At 62.1% G+C, this 16,601-nt stretch carries 14 protein-coding genes; 6 read left to right on the top strand and 8 right to left on the bottom strand.

Annotated elements, in window-relative coordinates; translation table 11 throughout:
• Nucleotides 1-26 precede the first annotated feature (26 nt).
• Entirely contained in the window at nt 27-656 is a 630-nt protein-coding gene (locus ACN19L_RS11160) for a phosphatase PAP2-related protein (protein WP_426489589.1), read from the bottom strand.
• 143 nt (nt 657-799) lie between these two features.
• On the opposite strand from ACN19L_RS11160, the gene ACN19L_RS11155 reads away from it, so the two are divergent.
• Both ACN19L_RS11155 and ACN19L_RS11150 read left to right on the top strand, forming a co-directional pair.
• On the top strand, nt 800-2,110 hold the full coding sequence (locus ACN19L_RS11155; protein WP_426493554.1) for an amidohydrolase: 1,311 nt from the start codon (nt 800-802) through the stop codon (nt 2,108-2,110).
• Between the two features lie 173 nt (nt 2,111-2,283).
• A complete protein-coding gene (locus ACN19L_RS11150) occupies nt 2,284-3,162 on the top strand; it encodes an ATP-grasp domain-containing protein (protein WP_426493553.1) in 879 nt (292 codons plus the stop codon).
• 100 nt (nt 3,163-3,262) lie between these two features.
• On the opposite strand, the gene ACN19L_RS11145 is transcribed toward ACN19L_RS11150, so the two are convergent.
• Entirely contained in the window at nt 3,263-4,054 is a 792-nt protein-coding gene (locus ACN19L_RS11145) for an SDR family oxidoreductase (RefSeq protein WP_426493552.1), read from the bottom strand.
• A 304-nt stretch (nt 4,055-4,358) separates the two neighbouring features.
• Between ACN19L_RS11145 and ACN19L_RS11140 the strand changes: the two genes are divergently transcribed.
• The gene (locus tag ACN19L_RS11140) at nt 4,359-6,821 is read left to right on the top strand and encodes a M4 family metallopeptidase (RefSeq protein WP_426493551.1); all 2,463 of its coding nucleotides are present in this window, start codon (nt 4,359-4,361) and stop codon (nt 6,819-6,821) included.
• 106 nt (nt 6,822-6,927) lie between these two features.
• On the opposite strand, the gene ACN19L_RS11135 is transcribed toward ACN19L_RS11140, so the two are convergent.
• Nucleotides 6,928-7,683 (bottom strand): outer membrane protein, encoded by a 756-nt coding sequence (locus ACN19L_RS11135; RefSeq protein WP_426493550.1) that lies wholly within the window; start codon nt 7,681-7,683, stop codon nt 6,928-6,930.
• Between the two features lie 79 nt (nt 7,684-7,762).
• On the bottom strand, nt 7,763-8,470 hold the full coding sequence (locus ACN19L_RS11130) for a tetratricopeptide repeat protein (RefSeq protein ID WP_426493549.1): 708 nt from the start codon (nt 8,468-8,470) through the stop codon (nt 7,763-7,765).
• Nucleotides 8,471-8,619: 149 nt separating this feature from the next.
• Here ACN19L_RS11130 and ACN19L_RS11125 point away from each other — a divergent pair, with 149 nt between their 5' ends.
• Nucleotides 8,620-9,501 carry an alpha/beta hydrolase gene (locus tag ACN19L_RS11125; RefSeq protein ID WP_426493548.1) on the top strand — a complete coding sequence of 294 codons (882 nt, stop codon included), beginning with the start codon at nt 8,620-8,622 and terminating at the stop codon, nt 9,499-9,501.
• Between the two features lie 109 nt (nt 9,502-9,610).
• Here ACN19L_RS11125 and ACN19L_RS11120 read toward each other — a convergent pair whose 3' ends face one another.
• Nucleotides 9,611-10,117, bottom strand: coding sequence for a methylated-DNA--[protein]-cysteine S-methyltransferase (locus ACN19L_RS11120; protein ID WP_426493547.1), 507 nt, complete (start codon nt 10,115-10,117; stop codon nt 9,611-9,613).
• A 299-nt stretch (nt 10,118-10,416) separates the two neighbouring features.
• Between ACN19L_RS11120 and ACN19L_RS11115 the strand changes: the two genes are divergently transcribed.
• Entirely contained in the window at nt 10,417-11,982 is a 1,566-nt protein-coding gene (locus ACN19L_RS11115; protein WP_426493546.1) for a PA14 domain-containing protein, read from the top strand.
• Between the two features lie 86 nt (nt 11,983-12,068).
• Here the strand turns inward: ACN19L_RS11115 and ACN19L_RS11110 are convergent, their stop codons facing one another.
• The 3 genes from ACN19L_RS11110 to ACN19L_RS11100 are packed head-to-tail and all read right to left on the bottom strand — an operon-like array spanning nt 12,069 to nt 15,001.
• Nucleotides 12,069-12,791: a phospholipase D-like domain-containing protein gene (locus ACN19L_RS11110; RefSeq protein ID WP_426493545.1), complete on the bottom strand. Its 723-nt coding sequence runs from the start codon at nt 12,789-12,791 to the stop codon at nt 12,069-12,071.
• Between the two features lie 9 nt (nt 12,792-12,800).
• Complete coding sequence (locus ACN19L_RS11105) at nt 12,801-14,003, bottom strand: amine oxidase (protein ID WP_426493544.1); 1,203 nt, start codon at nt 14,001-14,003, stop codon at nt 12,801-12,803.
• A gap of 38 nt (nt 14,004-14,041) precedes the next feature.
• Complete coding sequence (locus tag ACN19L_RS11100) at nt 14,042-15,001, bottom strand: cation diffusion facilitator family transporter (RefSeq protein ID WP_426493543.1); 960 nt, start codon at nt 14,999-15,001, stop codon at nt 14,042-14,044.
• 131 nt (nt 15,002-15,132) lie between these two features.
• Between ACN19L_RS11100 and ACN19L_RS11095 the strand changes: the two genes are divergently transcribed.
• On the top strand, nt 15,133-16,596 hold the full coding sequence (locus ACN19L_RS11095) for an APC family permease (protein WP_426493542.1): 1,464 nt from the start codon (nt 15,133-15,135) through the stop codon (nt 16,594-16,596).
• The last annotated feature ends 5 nt before the right edge of the window (nt 16,597-16,601 follow it).

Here is a 16,601-nt window from a genome sequence, read left to right as displayed (position 1 = left end):
ATGACCCGGTACAGCTTCACCCTTCACTATTTCATCCTTCCCACGTGCCCGCTCAGCCACCACGCCAACCCCACAAACAGCGGCGCGGCCAGCACGTCGTAGGTATAGTGGGCGTGCTGCACGAGTACCAGCGTGCCAATAGCCACGGTGCCCGCCAGCAGTACCTGCCGCCGCCAGCCGGCCGGCACGGCCAGGGCCAGCAGCAGCAGCGTGGCGGTGTGGCCCGAGAAAAACAGGTCTTTGGTGATGGGGGCGGGGGCGGCGTAAATCAGTCGGTCCACCAGCGGGTCGCGCAGGAGTACCAGGCCCGGCGGTGGCTCCAGGGGCAGTAGATACAGCGTGAGGCAGCGCAGCAGGTGCAGCCCCAGGTACGCCCACAACGCCCGTAGCAGCCGTAGCGGCCGGGGCAGCAGCGTAACCACGCCCAGCCCGATACCCAGGTAAATTACCGCAAACGTCGGCCCCGAAACATCGTGGGCGGGCAGGGCAGTCAGGACTGGGTCGGGGAGGATGCGGCCGGGGCGGGCCTGCACCCAGGCAAAGTAGCGCGGCAGCTGGCTGGCCAGCAGCAGCAGCAATGCTACCACCGCGCCCAGTTGCCCCCGAAAAACGGGGTGGCGCCAGGCCGCGGGCCAGGTAAGGTCAGGGAGGGTCATGAGCCGGAGGGGAAATAGCAGCGCAAAGAAGCACCGGAAAACGGGAGCCGTCGTTTTTGTTCCAGCCAGCGGGGGCTTACCTTGGGCAACGAGCTGCGCCGACCCATTGTCGGCTGGCTTTCTACCCGCATTTTTCTGCTGCTATGACCCTTCGTTACCTGACTGCCCTGACGGTTGCTGCCGTTACCACTACCTCCGCCTTTGCCCAGAATACGGCCCTCACGGAGCGCATTGCCAAACTCTCGCAGCAGCAGGAAGCCAAGGTAATAGCCTGGCGGCGCGACCTGCACGAGCACCCGGAGCTGGGCAACCAGGAAACCCGCACCGCCGCCTTAGTGGCCGAGCACCTGCGCAAGCTGGGTCTGGAGGTACAAACCGGCGTGGCCCGTACCGGCGTGGTGGCCCTGCTGAAAGGCGGCAAGCCCGGCCCCGTAGTGGCCCTGCGCGCTGATATGGATGGCCTGCCCGTGACGGAAAGCAACAACCTGCCCTTCGCCTCCAAGGCCCGTGCCCAGTACAACGGCCAGGAAGTGGGCGTGATGCACGCCTGCGGCCACGACACCCACGTGGCCATGCTACTGGGCGCGGCCGAAGTGCTGGTGCAGATGCGCCAGGAGCTGGCCGGTACCGTGAAGTTCATCTTCCAGCCCGCCGAGGAAGGCTCGTTGCCCGGCCAGGAAGGCGGGGCCCGGCTCATGGTGAAGGAAGGCGTGCTGCAAAACCCGAAGGTGGACGCCATCTTCGGGCTGCACATTCAGGCTCAGACGGAAGTAGGCAAACTCAGCTACCGGCCCGGGGGCGAAATGGCGTCCTCGGATGTGTTCAACATCAAGGTGAAAGGGAAATCGGCGCACGGGGCCTACCCCTGGCTGGCCGTGGACCCCGTGGTAACCGCCGCCCAGATTATTCTGGGCCTGCAAACCATCGTCAGCCGACAGTCGGAGCTGACGGAGGACGCGGTGGTACTGACGGTGGGCATGGTGCACGGCGGCGTGCGCAACAACATCATTCCGGAGCAGGTAGAGCTGACGGGCACTATTCGCTGCCTCAACAAGGAAATGCAGCAGAACGTGTGGGCCGCCGTGCGCCGCACCGCCACCAACATTGCGGAAAGCGCCGGGGCCACCGCCGAGGTGGACATCGTCAACTACGCCCCCATTACCTACAACGACCCGCGCCTGACCGCCCAAGTGGTGCCCAGCCTGAACCGGGCCGCCGGGGCCGCCAACGTAAGCGTGCAAAAAGCCGTGACCGGGGCCGAGGACTTCGCCTTCTACCAGGAAAAAGTGCCCGGCGTGTTCGTGTTTGTGGGCGGCATGCCCAAGGGCAAGAACCCCGCCGATACCGCCCCACACCACACCGCCGGCTTCTTCGTGGATGAAAGCGGCCTGACCCTGGGCGTACGCACCTTGGTAACGCTGGCTACCGATTACCTGGCCACCGCCAAAAAGTAACGCGCGGATTATGCGTATTCAGCGGTGTGCACGGATTTGGGATGTTCCACTTCACGCCCCCCAACGGCCGCCAAGCGCAACCTGCGTGGGCCTTTGCCGTCTAGTAGCCCGTTCGGGCGTAGCAGAAAGACCCGCCCGAAGCCGTACCACTCCTTAGCTCCGCCCAAATTCTGATGAATATTGCCCTTGTTACCTGCGAAAGCCTGGCCCAGTACGCCGCCCCCAACGTTGATGATGAGGACAGCCTGCTAACCCGCTACCTGCGCGCGCAGGGCCATACCGTGGAGCCCCGCATCTGGAGCAACCCGGCCGTGGGCTGGCAACGCTACGACGTGGTGGTGGTGAAGTCGCCCTGGGATTATTTCGATCGGGTGGGGGAGTTCTACGCGTGGCTGGACCGCATGCAGCAGCTGGGCGTGCCGATGCTTAACTCCGCCGCTACCATCCGCTGGAACGCCGATAAAAAGTACCTGCTGGAAATGGAGCAGGCCGGGGTGCGCATCGTGCCCACCCGCCTGCTGCCCCGCGGCCAGGCCGTGGATGCCGCCCAGCTGCTGCAGGAAATGAACCAGGAAAAGCTGGTTATCAAGCCGGCCGTGAGCGGTGGAGCCAAGAACACCTTCGTGCTCACCCGGCAGGAAACCGCCGTGCGCCAGCCCCAACTCACGGAGTTGCTGCAGCACGAAGATTTTCTGGCCCAGCCCTTCCTGCCTCGCATTCAGGAAGAAGGTGAGTGGTCGTTGCTCTACTATGGCGGGCAGTTCAGCCACTGCGTGCTCAAAACGCCCAAAGCCGGCGACTTTCGGGTGCAGCACTATCTGGGCGGGGGCATCGAAACCCGGGAAGCCCCCGCTCACCTGCGCCGCGCCGCCGACGACATCGTGCAGCGCTTCGCCCCGGGCTGCCTCTACGCCCGCGTGGATGGCGTGGACCAAAACGGCGAGCTGTTGCTGATGGAGCTGGAGCTCATTGAGCCCTTTCTCTACTTGGCCTCCGATGCGCAGGCCCTGCCCCGCTACGAAGCCGCTTTGCGGGCAATGGCGAAGTTGTGAAATGGCGAGATGGTGAGTTTGCCGTTCTCTCGGACCTCATGGTGCAGGTAGAACGGCAAACTCACCATCTCGCCATTTCACTATCTCACCATTTCACCATCTAAAACCCATTCACCGTGAAGCCGCCATCCACGGCCAGGGTTTGGCCGGTGATGTAGGCGGCAGCAGGCAGGCACAGGAAGGCTACGGCGGCGGCCACTTCCTCCGGCTCCCCGATGCGCCCGGCCGGGGTACGGCTCACTACCTCCTGCAGATACGCCTCGTTCTGCAGTACGCCGGCGGCCAGCGGCGTGTGGATATACCACGGGGCTACGCAGTTTACCCGGATGCCCTGCCCGGCCCATTCCACGGCCAGGTTGCGGGTGAGCTGTACCAGGGCCGCTTTCGTCATGCCGTAGATGGAGCCGGTGCGCACGTGTGTAAGCCCCGCTACCGACGAGATATTGACAATACTGGCTGCCCCCGACGCCGCCAGCAGCGGCTGTAGGCCCCGGCTCAGCTCCCACGCCGATTCCAGGTTAGTGGCCAGCAGCCGCTGATATTCGTCCGGCGCGTAGCTGGCCGTTGGCTTGCGGATGTTTGTGCCCACGTTATTTACCAGAATGTGCAGCTGTGCCCCCCGCTGCTGCGCGGCTTCCAGCACCTGCGCCCGGCCCTCCGGCGTGCTGACGTCGGCGGCCAAAGCGTGGGCATCCAGACCCTGCTGCCGCCACTGGGCTACCTGTTGCTCCAGCTCAGCGGCGGTGCGCGCTACGGCTAGTACACTAGCCCCAAACTGCAGTAGCTCCGCGGCCACGGCGGCCCCTATGCCTTTGGAAGCTCCGGTAACAACTGCCGTCTGGCCTTGTAGGCTCCAGCGCGCGTTGATCAGTGAGAAAGATGAAGAATTCATGAAGCTGTTTCTTGAAATGTTTAAAATTTTGACTCCTGTGTCGGCTGAATATTGAACCTGGTAGGATACAATAAACCCCTAATCTTCTTAATAGCTGTCTGATACATGCTTTGACAACTTTCTATATGAATAGCTTTTTTTAAGTAAATTTTATAGAAACATGTACTGGTTTTGATAAATTTTTCATGATATGATCTATAAGATTAAAATATTCTTAATTTAGACGCCAGAAGGATGCTGATTTCGGAATGAAGCCCGGTATCAGCCCAGTTCAATTTCACTCCCCCACAACCAACCACACGGTATGATCAACAAATACTCCGCGGCAACCTTATTGCTGCTCGGTGGCGTAACGTCGTCGGCCCTGGCGCAGGACTACTCCCGCGTGCAGGCCAAAGAGCTGAATGACAATGGCACGCCATACATGGTGCAGTTCCGTACGGGTGCTGAAGCCCAGCTCAGCAACGCCCAGGCTGTGCTGCGCGAGCAGTTGCAGCTAACGCAGGATGACCAGCTGGTGCAAGCCAAAACGGAAGCCGATCAACTGGGTTTCGTGCACGAGAAATATCAGCAGTACTATAAGGGCATCAAGGTAGACTACGCTACCTATTCCGTGCACGCCCGTCAGGGCCGCGTGGAAAGCATCAGTGGGCAGTTTGAAACCGTGCGCGGCCTCAACATCGCCCCTTCCTTAACCGCCTCGGCCGCCCTGGAGCGGGCCCTCTCGTTTGTGGGTGCCAAGCGCTACATGTGGCAGGATGCCCAGGCTGAAGCCGGCCTGAAGCAGCAGGAAAACAACGCTGCGGCCACTTACAAACCCCAGGGTGAACTGGTAATTGTGCGCAACCAGCGCAGCCAGAATCCGCTGAAAGCCAGCAAGCCCGCTCTGGCCTGGAAGTTTGACGTGTATGCTCAGGCTCCGGTAAGCCGGGCCTACATTTACGTGGATGCCCACACCGGCGAGGTAATATTCAAAAACGACATCATCAAGCACACGGCCGCTACCGGTTCGTTCGCCACTGCCTACAGCGGTACCCGCAACGTAGCCAATGACTACACGGGCAGCACCTACCGCCTGCGCGAAGCTACCCGCGGGCTGGGCATCGAGACCTACAACTGCAAAAAAGGCAACTCATATACCTCGGCCGTTGATTTCACCGACGCCGATAACAGCTGGACGGAGTATAACAACGCCAACTTCGATAACGTGGCCGGCGACGCGCACTTTGGTGCCCAGGCCACCTACGACTACTGGAAAAATGTGCATGGCCGTAACTCTTTTGATAACGCCGGCGCCAAAATCAAGAGCTACGTGCACTTCGACGACACCCCCGGCGACGGTGTGGGCTACGAAAACGCCTACTGGAACGGTTCGGTAATGACCTACGGCGACGGGGCCTCGCGCTTCCGCCCGCTGACCTCGCTGGATGTGTGCGGGCACGAAATAGGCCACGCCGTGTGCGAAAAAACGGCTAACCTGGTGTATTCCAACGAGTCGGGGGCCATGAACGAAGGCTTCTCCGATATCTGGGGAGCCGCCATCGAAAGCTACGCCGTGTCCACGCTGGGAGCTACGTCGGGTGGGGCGAAAGCCAAAGACACCTGGCTGATTGGCGAGGAGATTGACAAGCAACAGGCTGCGCTGCGCTCCATGAGCAACCCCAATTCGCAGGGCCAGCCCGCGTACTACAAAGGCAGCTACTGGTACAGCGGCACCGGCGACAATGGCGGAGTGCACACCAACTCGGGCGTGCTTAACTACTGGTTTTACCTCATTTCAGTGGGCAAAACCGGAACCAATGAAAAAGGCCTGAGCTTCTCGGTTGCTGGTCTGGGCATCACGAATGCGGCTAAAATTGCCTACCGCGCCGAGAGCGTGTACCTGACTTCTTCGTCCACCTACGCCTCGGCCCGCACGGCTACCATCAGCGCAGCCAAGGATTTGTTCGGGGCTGGCTCCTCGCAGGAGCAGGCCGTTACCAATGCCTGGTACGCTGTGGGGGTAGGTGCTGCCTACGGTGGTACTACCACGCCCCCGCCTGCCGCGTCGTACTGCGCCAGCAAAGGCAACAGTGTGGCCTACGAGTGGATTGACTACGTGAAGCTGGGCACCATTGCCCGGACCTCCGGAGCCGATGCCGGTTACTACAACGGCACGGCCACTTCTACCTCCATTGCCGCCGGCTCTTCGCAAACCATCAGCTTCTCGGCTGGATACGCCTCCACCGCGTACACCGAGTACTGGAAAGTCTATATCGACTACAACCAGGATGGCGACTTCGCTGATTCCGGCGAAACGGTGGTATCGGGCTCCTCGGCCAGCACCGGCACACTGACGGGCACCTTCACGGTTCCCACCACGGCCAAATCGGGGGCTACCCGCCTGCGGGTGGTGATGAGCGACGCCTCGGCTACTACCAGCTGCAACAGCTACAGCTACGGCGAAACCGAAGATTACACGGTGAACATTACGGGCGGCGCCTTCGCTCCGCAGGGCGTGGCTACCATCAATGGCAGCTCGCTGAGCAACTCGGTTGAGAAGTCCGTAACCCTGTTCCCGAACCCGGCTTCCGAGGTGCTGAGCATCTCGCTGGGCAGCAAGGCAGCCGTGGTATCGGCCACGGTAACCGACCTGCGCGGTGCCCGCGTAGCGGGAGCCCGCTTCGAGGGCGGCCAGCTGCACGTAGCCGGCCTGGCTAAAGGCATCTACCTGCTCACGGTTAGCGACGGCCAGAAATCCTTCCACGAGAAATTCGTGAAGGAATAACTCCAACGCATCTTCCTTCAACAACAAAGGGTTGCCAGCTGGCAACCCTTTGTTGTTGAAGGAAGATGCGTTGAAAAGTCCGGCACTCAACCGCGCATTTTCAGTATTACCGGCCCCAGGGAGCGTATTCCAGCTTCAACTCCAGCTGCCCAAAGCCATCATTCAGCGAAGAGGCCGACCGGCCCGAGGCAGGGCTGATATCGTCCAGCTGGTCAGTGGAAGTGAAGGAGTAAGAGCCTTCCAGCGAAGCACCCAGCTTGGGTGTGAGGCGCACCGTGAAGCCCACGCCCACGGGCAGCGTGAGGGCCAGCGCCGAATAATCATTACGTTCCGGCGACAGGTAAGTGGGGGAGGTATTGCCGCCAGGGCGCTCTGTGCCGCGGAAGGCCTTAGGGTTATACAATACCCAGCCTCCGCCCACTTTCAGATAAGGCTTGACAATGGACGCCGGCCGGCGGGGGGCGGCGTAGGCTCCCTCATCGTGCAGCGGCTCCCAGCGCACAAAGGCAATACCGGCAAAATTGTGGCTCTGAAAAGCCAGCCCGCGCTCCGGCAAATAGTCTTTGGCTCCCAGCCGGATGTACGAGCCCTCGCCGCCCACCTGCCAGTGCGGGTGCACCTGATACTGCACACCGCCGGTAACGCTGGGCCCAAAAAACTGGTCGCCGGGACTGCTGGTCAGGTCACCATTGTAGTAGCCAATTCCCCCGCCCAGGGTGAATCGCACGGGGCCTTTGTAGTAGGCCCGCGCCTTGCCATCGTAGTGCCGGCGGCGGCGTTCGGGGCCGGTATCCTGTGCAGTGGCTGAGTGGGCTGCCACCATACAGAGCAGCGCAGCAGACAATAGAGAACGAGAAGTCACGCGGTGTGGGTAAGAGCAATGAGGATGAAGCCCGGAAATACGCGGTCATCGGCAGCGGGTTGTCCGGCGGAGGCGTCGGCTATTTGATGGTACCCTGCGGGTCGGGAAGCTTTTCTTTCAGTTCGGCCACCAGATCAAAGTCCATAGAAGCAAAATTGATGCTCTGGCCTTTGTGAATGGCCTCCCAGGCCTGCGGGTACTGCTCCTGGTAGAAATAGGCGCGGGCCAGCTGCTGCCAGCCGGCGGCATTGCCGGCATCCTGCGTAGTGGCTTTCTGCAAAAACTCGGTGGCAGTAGTCAGGTCCTTTTGCTTCTTTGTCTGCTGGTACCGGAGCAGGTAGCTGGCCCCCAGGTCGCTGAGCAGATAGGAGTTGGTGGGCGCCAGGGCCAAGCCCTGGTTGAGCAGACTCAGCGACTGTTCCGGCGCCGTGGTGCTGCTGATGATGCCCAGGCCGTGGTAGGCGTCGGCGTTGGCGGGGTCCAGCACCCAGGCCAGGTTGAAGCGGTAGGCCGCCGTATCGGGCTGGTTCTCGCTCAGGTACTCGTAGCCCTTGGCACTGAAAAACCGGCTGGCCTCAGCCCGTGAGCTGAAGCTGCCCGCCAGCTTGGTAACGAAGGCCGGCCCCAAAACCTGCTCGGCCTGGGCGGGAGTAAGGCCCCCGAACCTAGGTTGCAGCCGCTGAAAAGTGGCCGTCGAGGCAGCGTCGGTTTTGCCTTTACGCTGCGCCTGGGCGGGGGTGGCCATCCACAGCAGGCCCGCGGTAGCCAGCAGAAAAAATGATTTCATGAACACGAAACGAATAAAGCAGATGAAAAATTGGCTGTCGGCCAGTTACCAAAGATAGAAAGACTGCCAAACCCGGCCGCCAGTACTCAGTCGGCCAAACCGGGCCGGGACCGGGCGCGTACTTGTGCATTCTTCTTTCTCTGCTGTGTATGGTGCGTTTCTGGCTGGGGCGGGTATTGCCGCTCCTGTGTATTCTGTCGATAAGCGCTGCCGGTCTGGCTGAGTTGGCCGTGGCCCGCCCCAGCCGCCGCGTAGCGGATGTGGCCTACGTACCAGCCACCGATACCGCCTACAGTGCCACCCGCCACCGGCTGGATGTGTACACGCCCCGGAAAAAAGCGTCCGGCCCGCTGCCAGTGGTCATTTTTATGCACGGAGGCAGCTGGAACAGCGGCAGCAAAAACCTGTACACGTTCATTGGCCGGCGACTGGCCCGGCAGGGAATAGTGGCTGTTATTCTTAATTACCGGCTGGCCCCGCAGGTGCGGGTACCCCAGATGGCGGATGACTGCGCCCGGGCTCTGGCCTGGACGGTAGCCCACATTGGGGAGTACGGCGGCGACGCCCGGCGGGTATTTCTGATGGGGCACTCGGCTGGCGGTGGGCTGGCGGCGCTGCTGGCTACCGATGATGACCTGCTCCGCCGCTGGGGAATGCCCCACAACCCAGTCCGGGGCGTGCTGCTCGATGACCCCGCCGGCCTGGATATGTACGACTACCTCCAGAAGATGGAATACCCCGGCGATGAGCAGTACCTGGTACCCTTCGGGCGCAATCCGGCCGTGTGGCGGCAGACCTCGGCCCTTTACCACCTCACCCCGCACACTCCGCCCATGGTCCTGCTGATTGGCGGGCGCACCTATCCGTCCATCAGCAGCAGCAGCCAACGGTTCCGGGCAAATCTGGAAGCTCTGGGCCACGCGCCCCGCTACACGGTGCTGCCGGGTAAAAAGCACATTCCGATGGTGCTCCAACTGTACTGGGTGCGTAACGTGGTGTACCAGCAGCTGCGGGAGCTGATAGGCTCCTGACGGACCGCACCCGGCACGTCGGTTCGCTGCTCCAAGGTGTTGAAGCCAGTTGGCTGACTTCTCGCCAATTAGACAGAAACCAACAATACGGCCCACACCGGGGGGCTTCTCAGAACAAGCTGGTTTGCAGCAGTGGCTGCTCAAACGCCAGCAGCCACTGCTTGCGCGACAAGCCGCCCGCGTAGCCGGTCAGCTGCCCGCCTGCTCCAATAATGCGGTGACAGGGCCACACAATGGCCAACGGATTCCGCCCGTTGGCGGCCCCCACGGCCCGCACGGCTCCGGGGCTGTTCAGCTGGCGGGCTATATCCAGGTAAGATGCGGTGCAGCCAAACCGCACTCCTGGCAGGGTGGCCCACACCCGCTGCTGAAACACGGTGCCCACGCTCACGTCCGTAGTCAGCGTAAAATGCCGTAGCTCCCGCCCAAAATAAGCCTGCAACTGCCGGTAGGCTTCGCGCAGGCAGTCTGGTACCTGCAGCGCGGGAGTAACGGCTGGTAAGGGAGTTGCTGAGGAAAGTGGCTGCACAAACTGCGCGCTGCAAAGTCCGGCCCCCGTACTCTCCAGCCGAAGCGGGCCCAATGGTGTACCTACAATGGCGCTGGCAACGGACATGGGGAACAGAGCTACGTGGAGAAATCCAAAATTACCGATTTTGCCCCAAAACCCATATTGTGGCCAAATACTGCTGGTTTTGCTGAGTCAATGGAACTACCCGGAACGCCGTATAATGTCGGGGGCGCTGGAAAAAGACGTATATTAGTATGCCAGAAATCGGAAAAATATAAATCTGCGCCTACTTTTTTGGGCCCTTTTCAGATGCCTGGTTTTACCTTCGCCTGTCTCCATTCAACGCTTTTCAGCCTGTGCGGTATCTACTTTTTTGCTCTGTTTTGGGAGTAAGCCTAACCGGTTTGCTACCAGCTGTTTCGGCTACGGAACTGCCCGGGAAAACGGTTGAGTCGAAAATCAGCCCCTTGCCGGTGCAAGGGTGGGGTACCGGGCTCACGGCTTTTTACTACAACAACGGCTCCTTGGCCGGAGCCCCCGTGCTGAAGCGGCAGGATGCGGTAATTGACTTTAAGTGGGGAGCGGGTGCCCCGGCGCCCGAGCTTCCCACCGATAACTTCTCGGTGCGCTGGGAAGGGCTGCTGGCCGCACCCACCACGGGCCGCTACCGCTTCGTGGCCGTTACCTCCGATGAGGTGCGGCTGTGGGTGAATGGCAAGAAAGTGCTGGATACCTGGAATGGCCGCAAGCCCAGCAGTACCGATGACGCCACGGTAACGCTGGCGGCCGGGGAGAAAACTACCATCAAGCTGGAGTATAACGATGCCGACGGCACCGCGGGCATTCAGTTGCAATGGGTGCCACCCGGGCAGATAGCGCAGGTCATTCCTTCGGGCAACCTGTATCCGCTGGGCTCACCCACCACGCCCGACCCCGCCGGTCCGCCGCCGGTAGCCAAAGCCAAAGCCGTTCCGACACCCAACCCCAACGCCGCCCCCAAGCCGGCCGCTGCCAAACCTGCCCCGGCGAAACCGGCCGTAGCCGCCAAAACGGCCCCGGCGGCCAAGCCCGCCCCCAAACCCGTGGCGCAGGCTCCGGCCAAAGCCGCCAAACCTGCCCCGGCCGAAAAGGCTCCCAAGCCCGTGAAACCGCCTAAACCGGCGAAGGAAGTGGCCGAGGTGAAGCCCCCCGCCGACCTTTCGGGCCTGTACACGCTCACGGTGCGCTCTACGGGCCGGCCGCTGAAGGTAGGCCAGGACCGCCCGGCTACCCGGGCTGAGCAACTGGCTGCCCAAGTGGCCGGGGCGAAAGAGGAAGCCCAGTGGCGCATTGAGCCCGCCGGTGAAGGCTTATACCGGTTGGTGCTGCCAGGCAGCAATAAAGTGCTGGAAGTACTGGGCAGCTCTACCTCTAATGGGGCACCGCTGAGCGTGTGGACGTACTATAGCGGCTACAACCAACGCTGGAAAATTGAGGAAACCGGGGAGGGCTACTACAAGCTTACGCCCCATCACGTCCGCAAAAAGGTAATTACCTACGGCGACACACTGCAGGGCGGTCTGCAACAGCTCAAATACACCGGAGCCACCAACCAGCAGTGGAAGCTGATACCCGTAAAGCCGGTAGAAGAACCCATGCTGGCCGGGGCACCCAGCGTGCCCGGCGTAGGGGCCAACAACATGAGTGTGTATCCCAACCCTTCCAACGGCGTTATGCAGATGTCGTACACGCTGGGTGAGGCCCGGCCCATGGGTTGGGTGCTCTACAACCAGAACGGAACGGCCGTCCGCGTTTCCGATTACCGTAAACAAGCGGCCGGGGCTCACCACCAGACCCTGGATTTCACGGGCCTGCCCGCCGGCGACTATTACCTGAGTCTCACGGTGGGTATCACCAACACCCGGCAGTTGATTTCTATTCGTCGGCCCGCAGCCGATGCTCCGGAAGTGGGTGCTGCCACCGGCAAATAGCCTTTGTAAGGGCATAAAAGTCAACCGGCCGGGCGGGCGCAGCAACTGCTGCGCCCGCCCGGCCGGTTAGTTAGCCACGTATGCCGTTAGCCGACAAACTCCGGCAGGTGGTCCCAGAGCCGGGAAAACTCGGCCGCGTACTGATCCACGATGAACGGGTCGGCGGATATCAGAAAGTTTTCGAGGTTGAACTCGGCGGCCGAGCGGGTCCAGTTATAGCTACCGGTTAGCACGGCCCGATTATCGGCCAGGGCAAACTTGTGGTGCATATGGTTTGCCGACTGATCGGTGCGCACGGGTACCCCAGCATCCCGTAGCTGGCGCACATCCGAGCCCCGGTCGAACAGCTTTTCATCGTCGGTGAGCAGGCGCACCCGTACTCCGCGCTGGTGGGCAATCAGAATGGCATCCGTCAGGCGGTCATCGGCCACGGTGAATACGCACAGATCCAGGGTGTGCTGCGCCCCGATAAGAAACTGGCGGATGGCAGCCACACACTCATCATTGGGGCTGAAATATACCTGGGCGCTGCCGGCCCGGGAATTCGCAGATGCTCCTGAAGGCGCGGGAGCCGGCAGCAGGGCACTGGCCGCTTCCAGCCACTCAATCACCGCCTTGTCCTTGAACGTGTTGAACCGCTCCCTGGCCAGCTCGAACAGCTGGTGGCGCAGCTGGTCCACGTTGCCGTGCTGTTGCTGAAACTCAGTAAGCTGTTCGCGGAGCTGGCGGGCTTCGGTGGGGGAGAGGTTGACATCGGCGAAAGCCTGGCGAAACTGCCGGAGCAGGTCCGCCTCGGAGGAAGCAGGCATGGGAGGGTGTTAAAGGGTAAGCAAGGGTACGTCAACTGGCTGGGGCAGGGCCTCCGCCACGTAGTGCTGGGCCCACAGCAGGGCTTCAGCGGAGGGCGCGTGCAATACGCGGGTGAGGCCGGGAACGGGCTGGGCCACGTCCGCATCCCAGAGGCCGGCCCGGTGCCAGGGCGTGAGGTGGTCCCAGTCGGGCCGGTCGATGATGGGATAGAGGCAGACGCCCAGCAGCGGCACCCCGGCGCGCAGTGCGGAGGCGGCCTCCCGGGCAATCATGCGCAGCCAGGGGGCCCGGTCCTCGCCGGGGTGGCTGGTTTCGGTGAGCACCACCGGGCGGTTGTAGCGGCGGTACGCCCGCTCCAGCAGCTGGCTCAGAGGCCGGAACCGGGGGTCGTGGTACTCGTTGGCCCAGCCCAAGGTGATGCGCGGCTCCAGCTGCCACTGGTTGTCGTAGTAGTAGTTGAAGCCCAGCAGATCCAGGTACTCAGGGCGGCCGCCCAGCTCCGGACACAGCCGGCCCGCCAGCATGTCCACGCTCTGAAACTGGTTAAGGTCGAACTCCCGGGCCCGGCGCACTTCGGCGGGGCCAGCTCCGGGGCGCGGCACGATGCTGATGAGCGGCTCAGTGGTCAGAATCCGGACGGTGGGGTCGGCCTCACGCAGGGCGGCCACCCCCTCGATGTAGGCGCGCATCAGCCCCCGTTTTACCTCCCAGCCCTGGCCCACGCAGTAGGGCGAGGTGCCGCGCACATCACCGCCCAGCCAGCTCATGAAGCTCACCTCATTGATGGGCGTGATAATGAGTGTTTCCGCGGGGCAATGCTCCCGGTAGAATGCCACAAAGGCCCGACACAAGTGGGCAAACCGGCGGGCAAACATCGGGTGCAAAGGCGTCAGGTCGTCGGGGTAGCCGAAGTGGCACAAGTCCCATACCTGTTGCACGCCGTGGCGGCGGCCGGCCTGTAGCAGGGTTAGCACGGTGCTCCAGTCGTAGTGGTAAGGCGTTTTTTCCACCTGGCTCCAACGGATGCCTTCGCGCACGGTGTGCAGCCCCACCTCCTGAATGGCCTGGTAGTCCTCATTCAAGAGCTGCAAGTGGCCGGTAAGGGTCAGAAAGTCCACCCGGTGTCCGAAGGCGTTCTGCTGGTCGGTACACTCAAAACCGGCCATCCAGAAGGAGCGGAAGGGAGAATCTGAGAGAAAGTCATATTGCATAGCAGAAAGGAAAGGCAGAACCCGCAGCGCCGGGGTGGCTAAATCTGGGGGGAGGGTGAATCAGTAACGGAAGGGTAGCGGTGTTTACCGGTCAGGCCTTTGGCTTCCACAAAAATGCGCTTGAACTCGGGGTGCCTGGCCCGGATGGCATCCTGCAGCCGGTCTACGGCCTGCTCCACCTCGTTGGCCGAAAGGTGGTCGTGAAACTCCACGTCCAGGGCCAGCACCACATCGTGGGGGCCCATGTACATGGTGAGGGGGCGGCGCACCTGCTCCACGCCCGTCTGGGCGTGAGCCAGAGCCTCCAGGCTGTCGAGGGTAGCATCGTCCACGCCTTCCCCTACCAGCAGTCCTTTGGTCTTATAAATCAGGAAAATGGCCACTGATACCAGCAGCACCCCGATGCAGATGGACGCCCCGCCATCAAAGTACGGATTATTGAAGGCGTGCCCGAAGTACACCCCGGCCAGGGCCAGCACCAGCCCCACCAAAGCAGCCAGGTCCTCCATCAGAATGGCAAATATTGACGGGTCTTTGCTGCGGCCCAGCGTCGTCCAGAAGCCATCGGTGCCCCGGGTTTTGTTGAACTCCCGCAATGCCAGAAAAAAAGAAGTGCCCTCGAACAGCAAGGACAGGCCCAGCACCACATAGTTCCAGGTAGGGTCGGTGATGGGGGCCGGGTGCTTGAGGTGTTCCACACCTTCGTAAAACGACATGCCCCCGCCCACCGAGAATACCAGAATGGCTACAATCAAGGACCAGAAATACAGCTCCTTGCTGCGCCCGAAGGGATGCCGGGCATCGGCTGGCTTTTCCGACTGCCTCACCCCGTACAGGATAAGCAGCCCGTTGCCACTATCTACCAGGGAATGAATACCCTCGGAAAGCATAGCCGAGCTGCCGGTGAAAAATGCCGCCACAAACTTGCTGATGGCAATGGCGACGTTGGCCCCGATGGCCCCGTAAATGGCAATTTTAGAGGAAGAAGTACCGGCCATAGCGTAGGGTAAGGTGCGGGCATGGTACGGGGGGCGGCGGGCTGGGGTTAACCAGGCACTCCGGCCGGACCTGCTTCCTCCCAGAACATTTGGGGCGGCTGCAGCTTTAGCAACTCCAAGCTCCTCTCTGCATGCCCAACCTCTCCTCCGCTCCCGATACTTCGTCCAGCCCCCCGCCCCTGCGCCGCCGTCTGGGGCTGGTGCAGGCCACGGCCCTCAACATGATTGACATGGTGGGTATCGGGCCCTTCGTGACGCTGCCGCTGGTGATGGGGTTTATGGGCCCCCACTTTCTGCTGGCCTGGGTAGTGGGCGCGGGCCTGAGCCTGGTGGACGGGCTGATCTGGAGTGAGCTGGGGGCCGCCTACCCCGAAGCCGGCGGCTCCTACCGTTTCCTGAAGCTGGCCTACGGCGAGCATACCTGGGGCCGGCTGATGTCGTTTCTGTACGTGTGGCAGACGCTGGTGCAGGCTCCGCTGGTGGTAGCCTCGGGGGCCATTGGATTTGCGCAGTACTTCGGCTACCTGGTGCCCCTCACTGAGTGGTGGCAGCCCAAGCTGGTATCGGGAGTGGTGGTGCTGCTGCTCATTGCGCTGCTTTACCGCCGCATTGAGGAAGTGGGCCGGCTGGGCGTGCTGCTGTGCGTGGGCGTGCTGGGCCTCATGGGCTGGCTGATTTTCGGGGGGCTCACGCACGCCACCCAGCCAGTGCAGTGGCTGCCGGCCGGGGGGGCGGGGGCGCTGCCCGGCGTGCTGCTGTCAGCGGCTATGGGGCAGGCCACCGTCAAAACCATCTATAGCTACCTGGGCTACTATAACGTGTGCCACCTGGGCGGGGAGGTGCAGGAACCCCACAAGCTGATTCCGCGCAGTATCTTCCTGAGTATCCTGGGTATTATGGCCCTGTATCTGCTGCTGAACTGGAGCGTGGGCTCGGTTATTCCGTGGCAGGAAGCCGGGCAGTCCGAGTTTATCGTGAGCACCTTTGTGGAGCGCCTGTACGGGGCCACAGCGGCTAAAGCGGCTACGGCCCTGGTGCTGTGGGTGGCGTTTGCCTCCCTGTTTGCGGTGCTGCTGGGCTACTCGCGCATCCCCTACGCGGCGGCGGCCGACGGAGAGTTCCTGCCGGTATTTGCCCGCACGCACCCTACCAAGCACTTTCCGCACGTGTCGTTGCTGCTACTGGGGGGCGTGGGTTTCGTATTTAGCCTGCTGTTTAAGCTGGGCGAGGTTATCAGCGCCATTCTGGCCATGCGCATCCTGGTGCAGTTTGTGGGGCAGGCAATTGGCGTGGTGCTGCTGCGCCGTCGGCGCGGGGTGGCGGGGCTGCCCTTCCGGATGCCCCTGTACCCGCTGCCCGTGGTGGTGGCCGTAGCCGTGTGGCTGTGGGTATTTGCCAGTATCCGGGAAGGTATTCAGGTGGCGGTGCTCGGCACAACGGTGTTTCTGCCCTTCCAGGCAGGGGCTTTACTGATGATGGTGCTGGGTACGGTGGTATTCCTGCTCTGGAGCCGCCGCCTGGGCCGCTGGCCGTTTGCTGGTACACCGAGCCATGTAAATCCTGCCCCCACTGACCCGCTGCCCGACCAGAGTTGATGCGG

This window comes from Hymenobacter sp. 102 (assembly GCF_049949205.1).
In the GTDB taxonomy this organism is placed as follows: Bacteria; Bacteroidota; Bacteroidia; order Cytophagales; family Hymenobacteraceae; genus Hymenobacter.
Note: the sequence above shows the minus strand (reverse complement) of the source record. Positions and strands in the feature narration are given on the sequence as shown.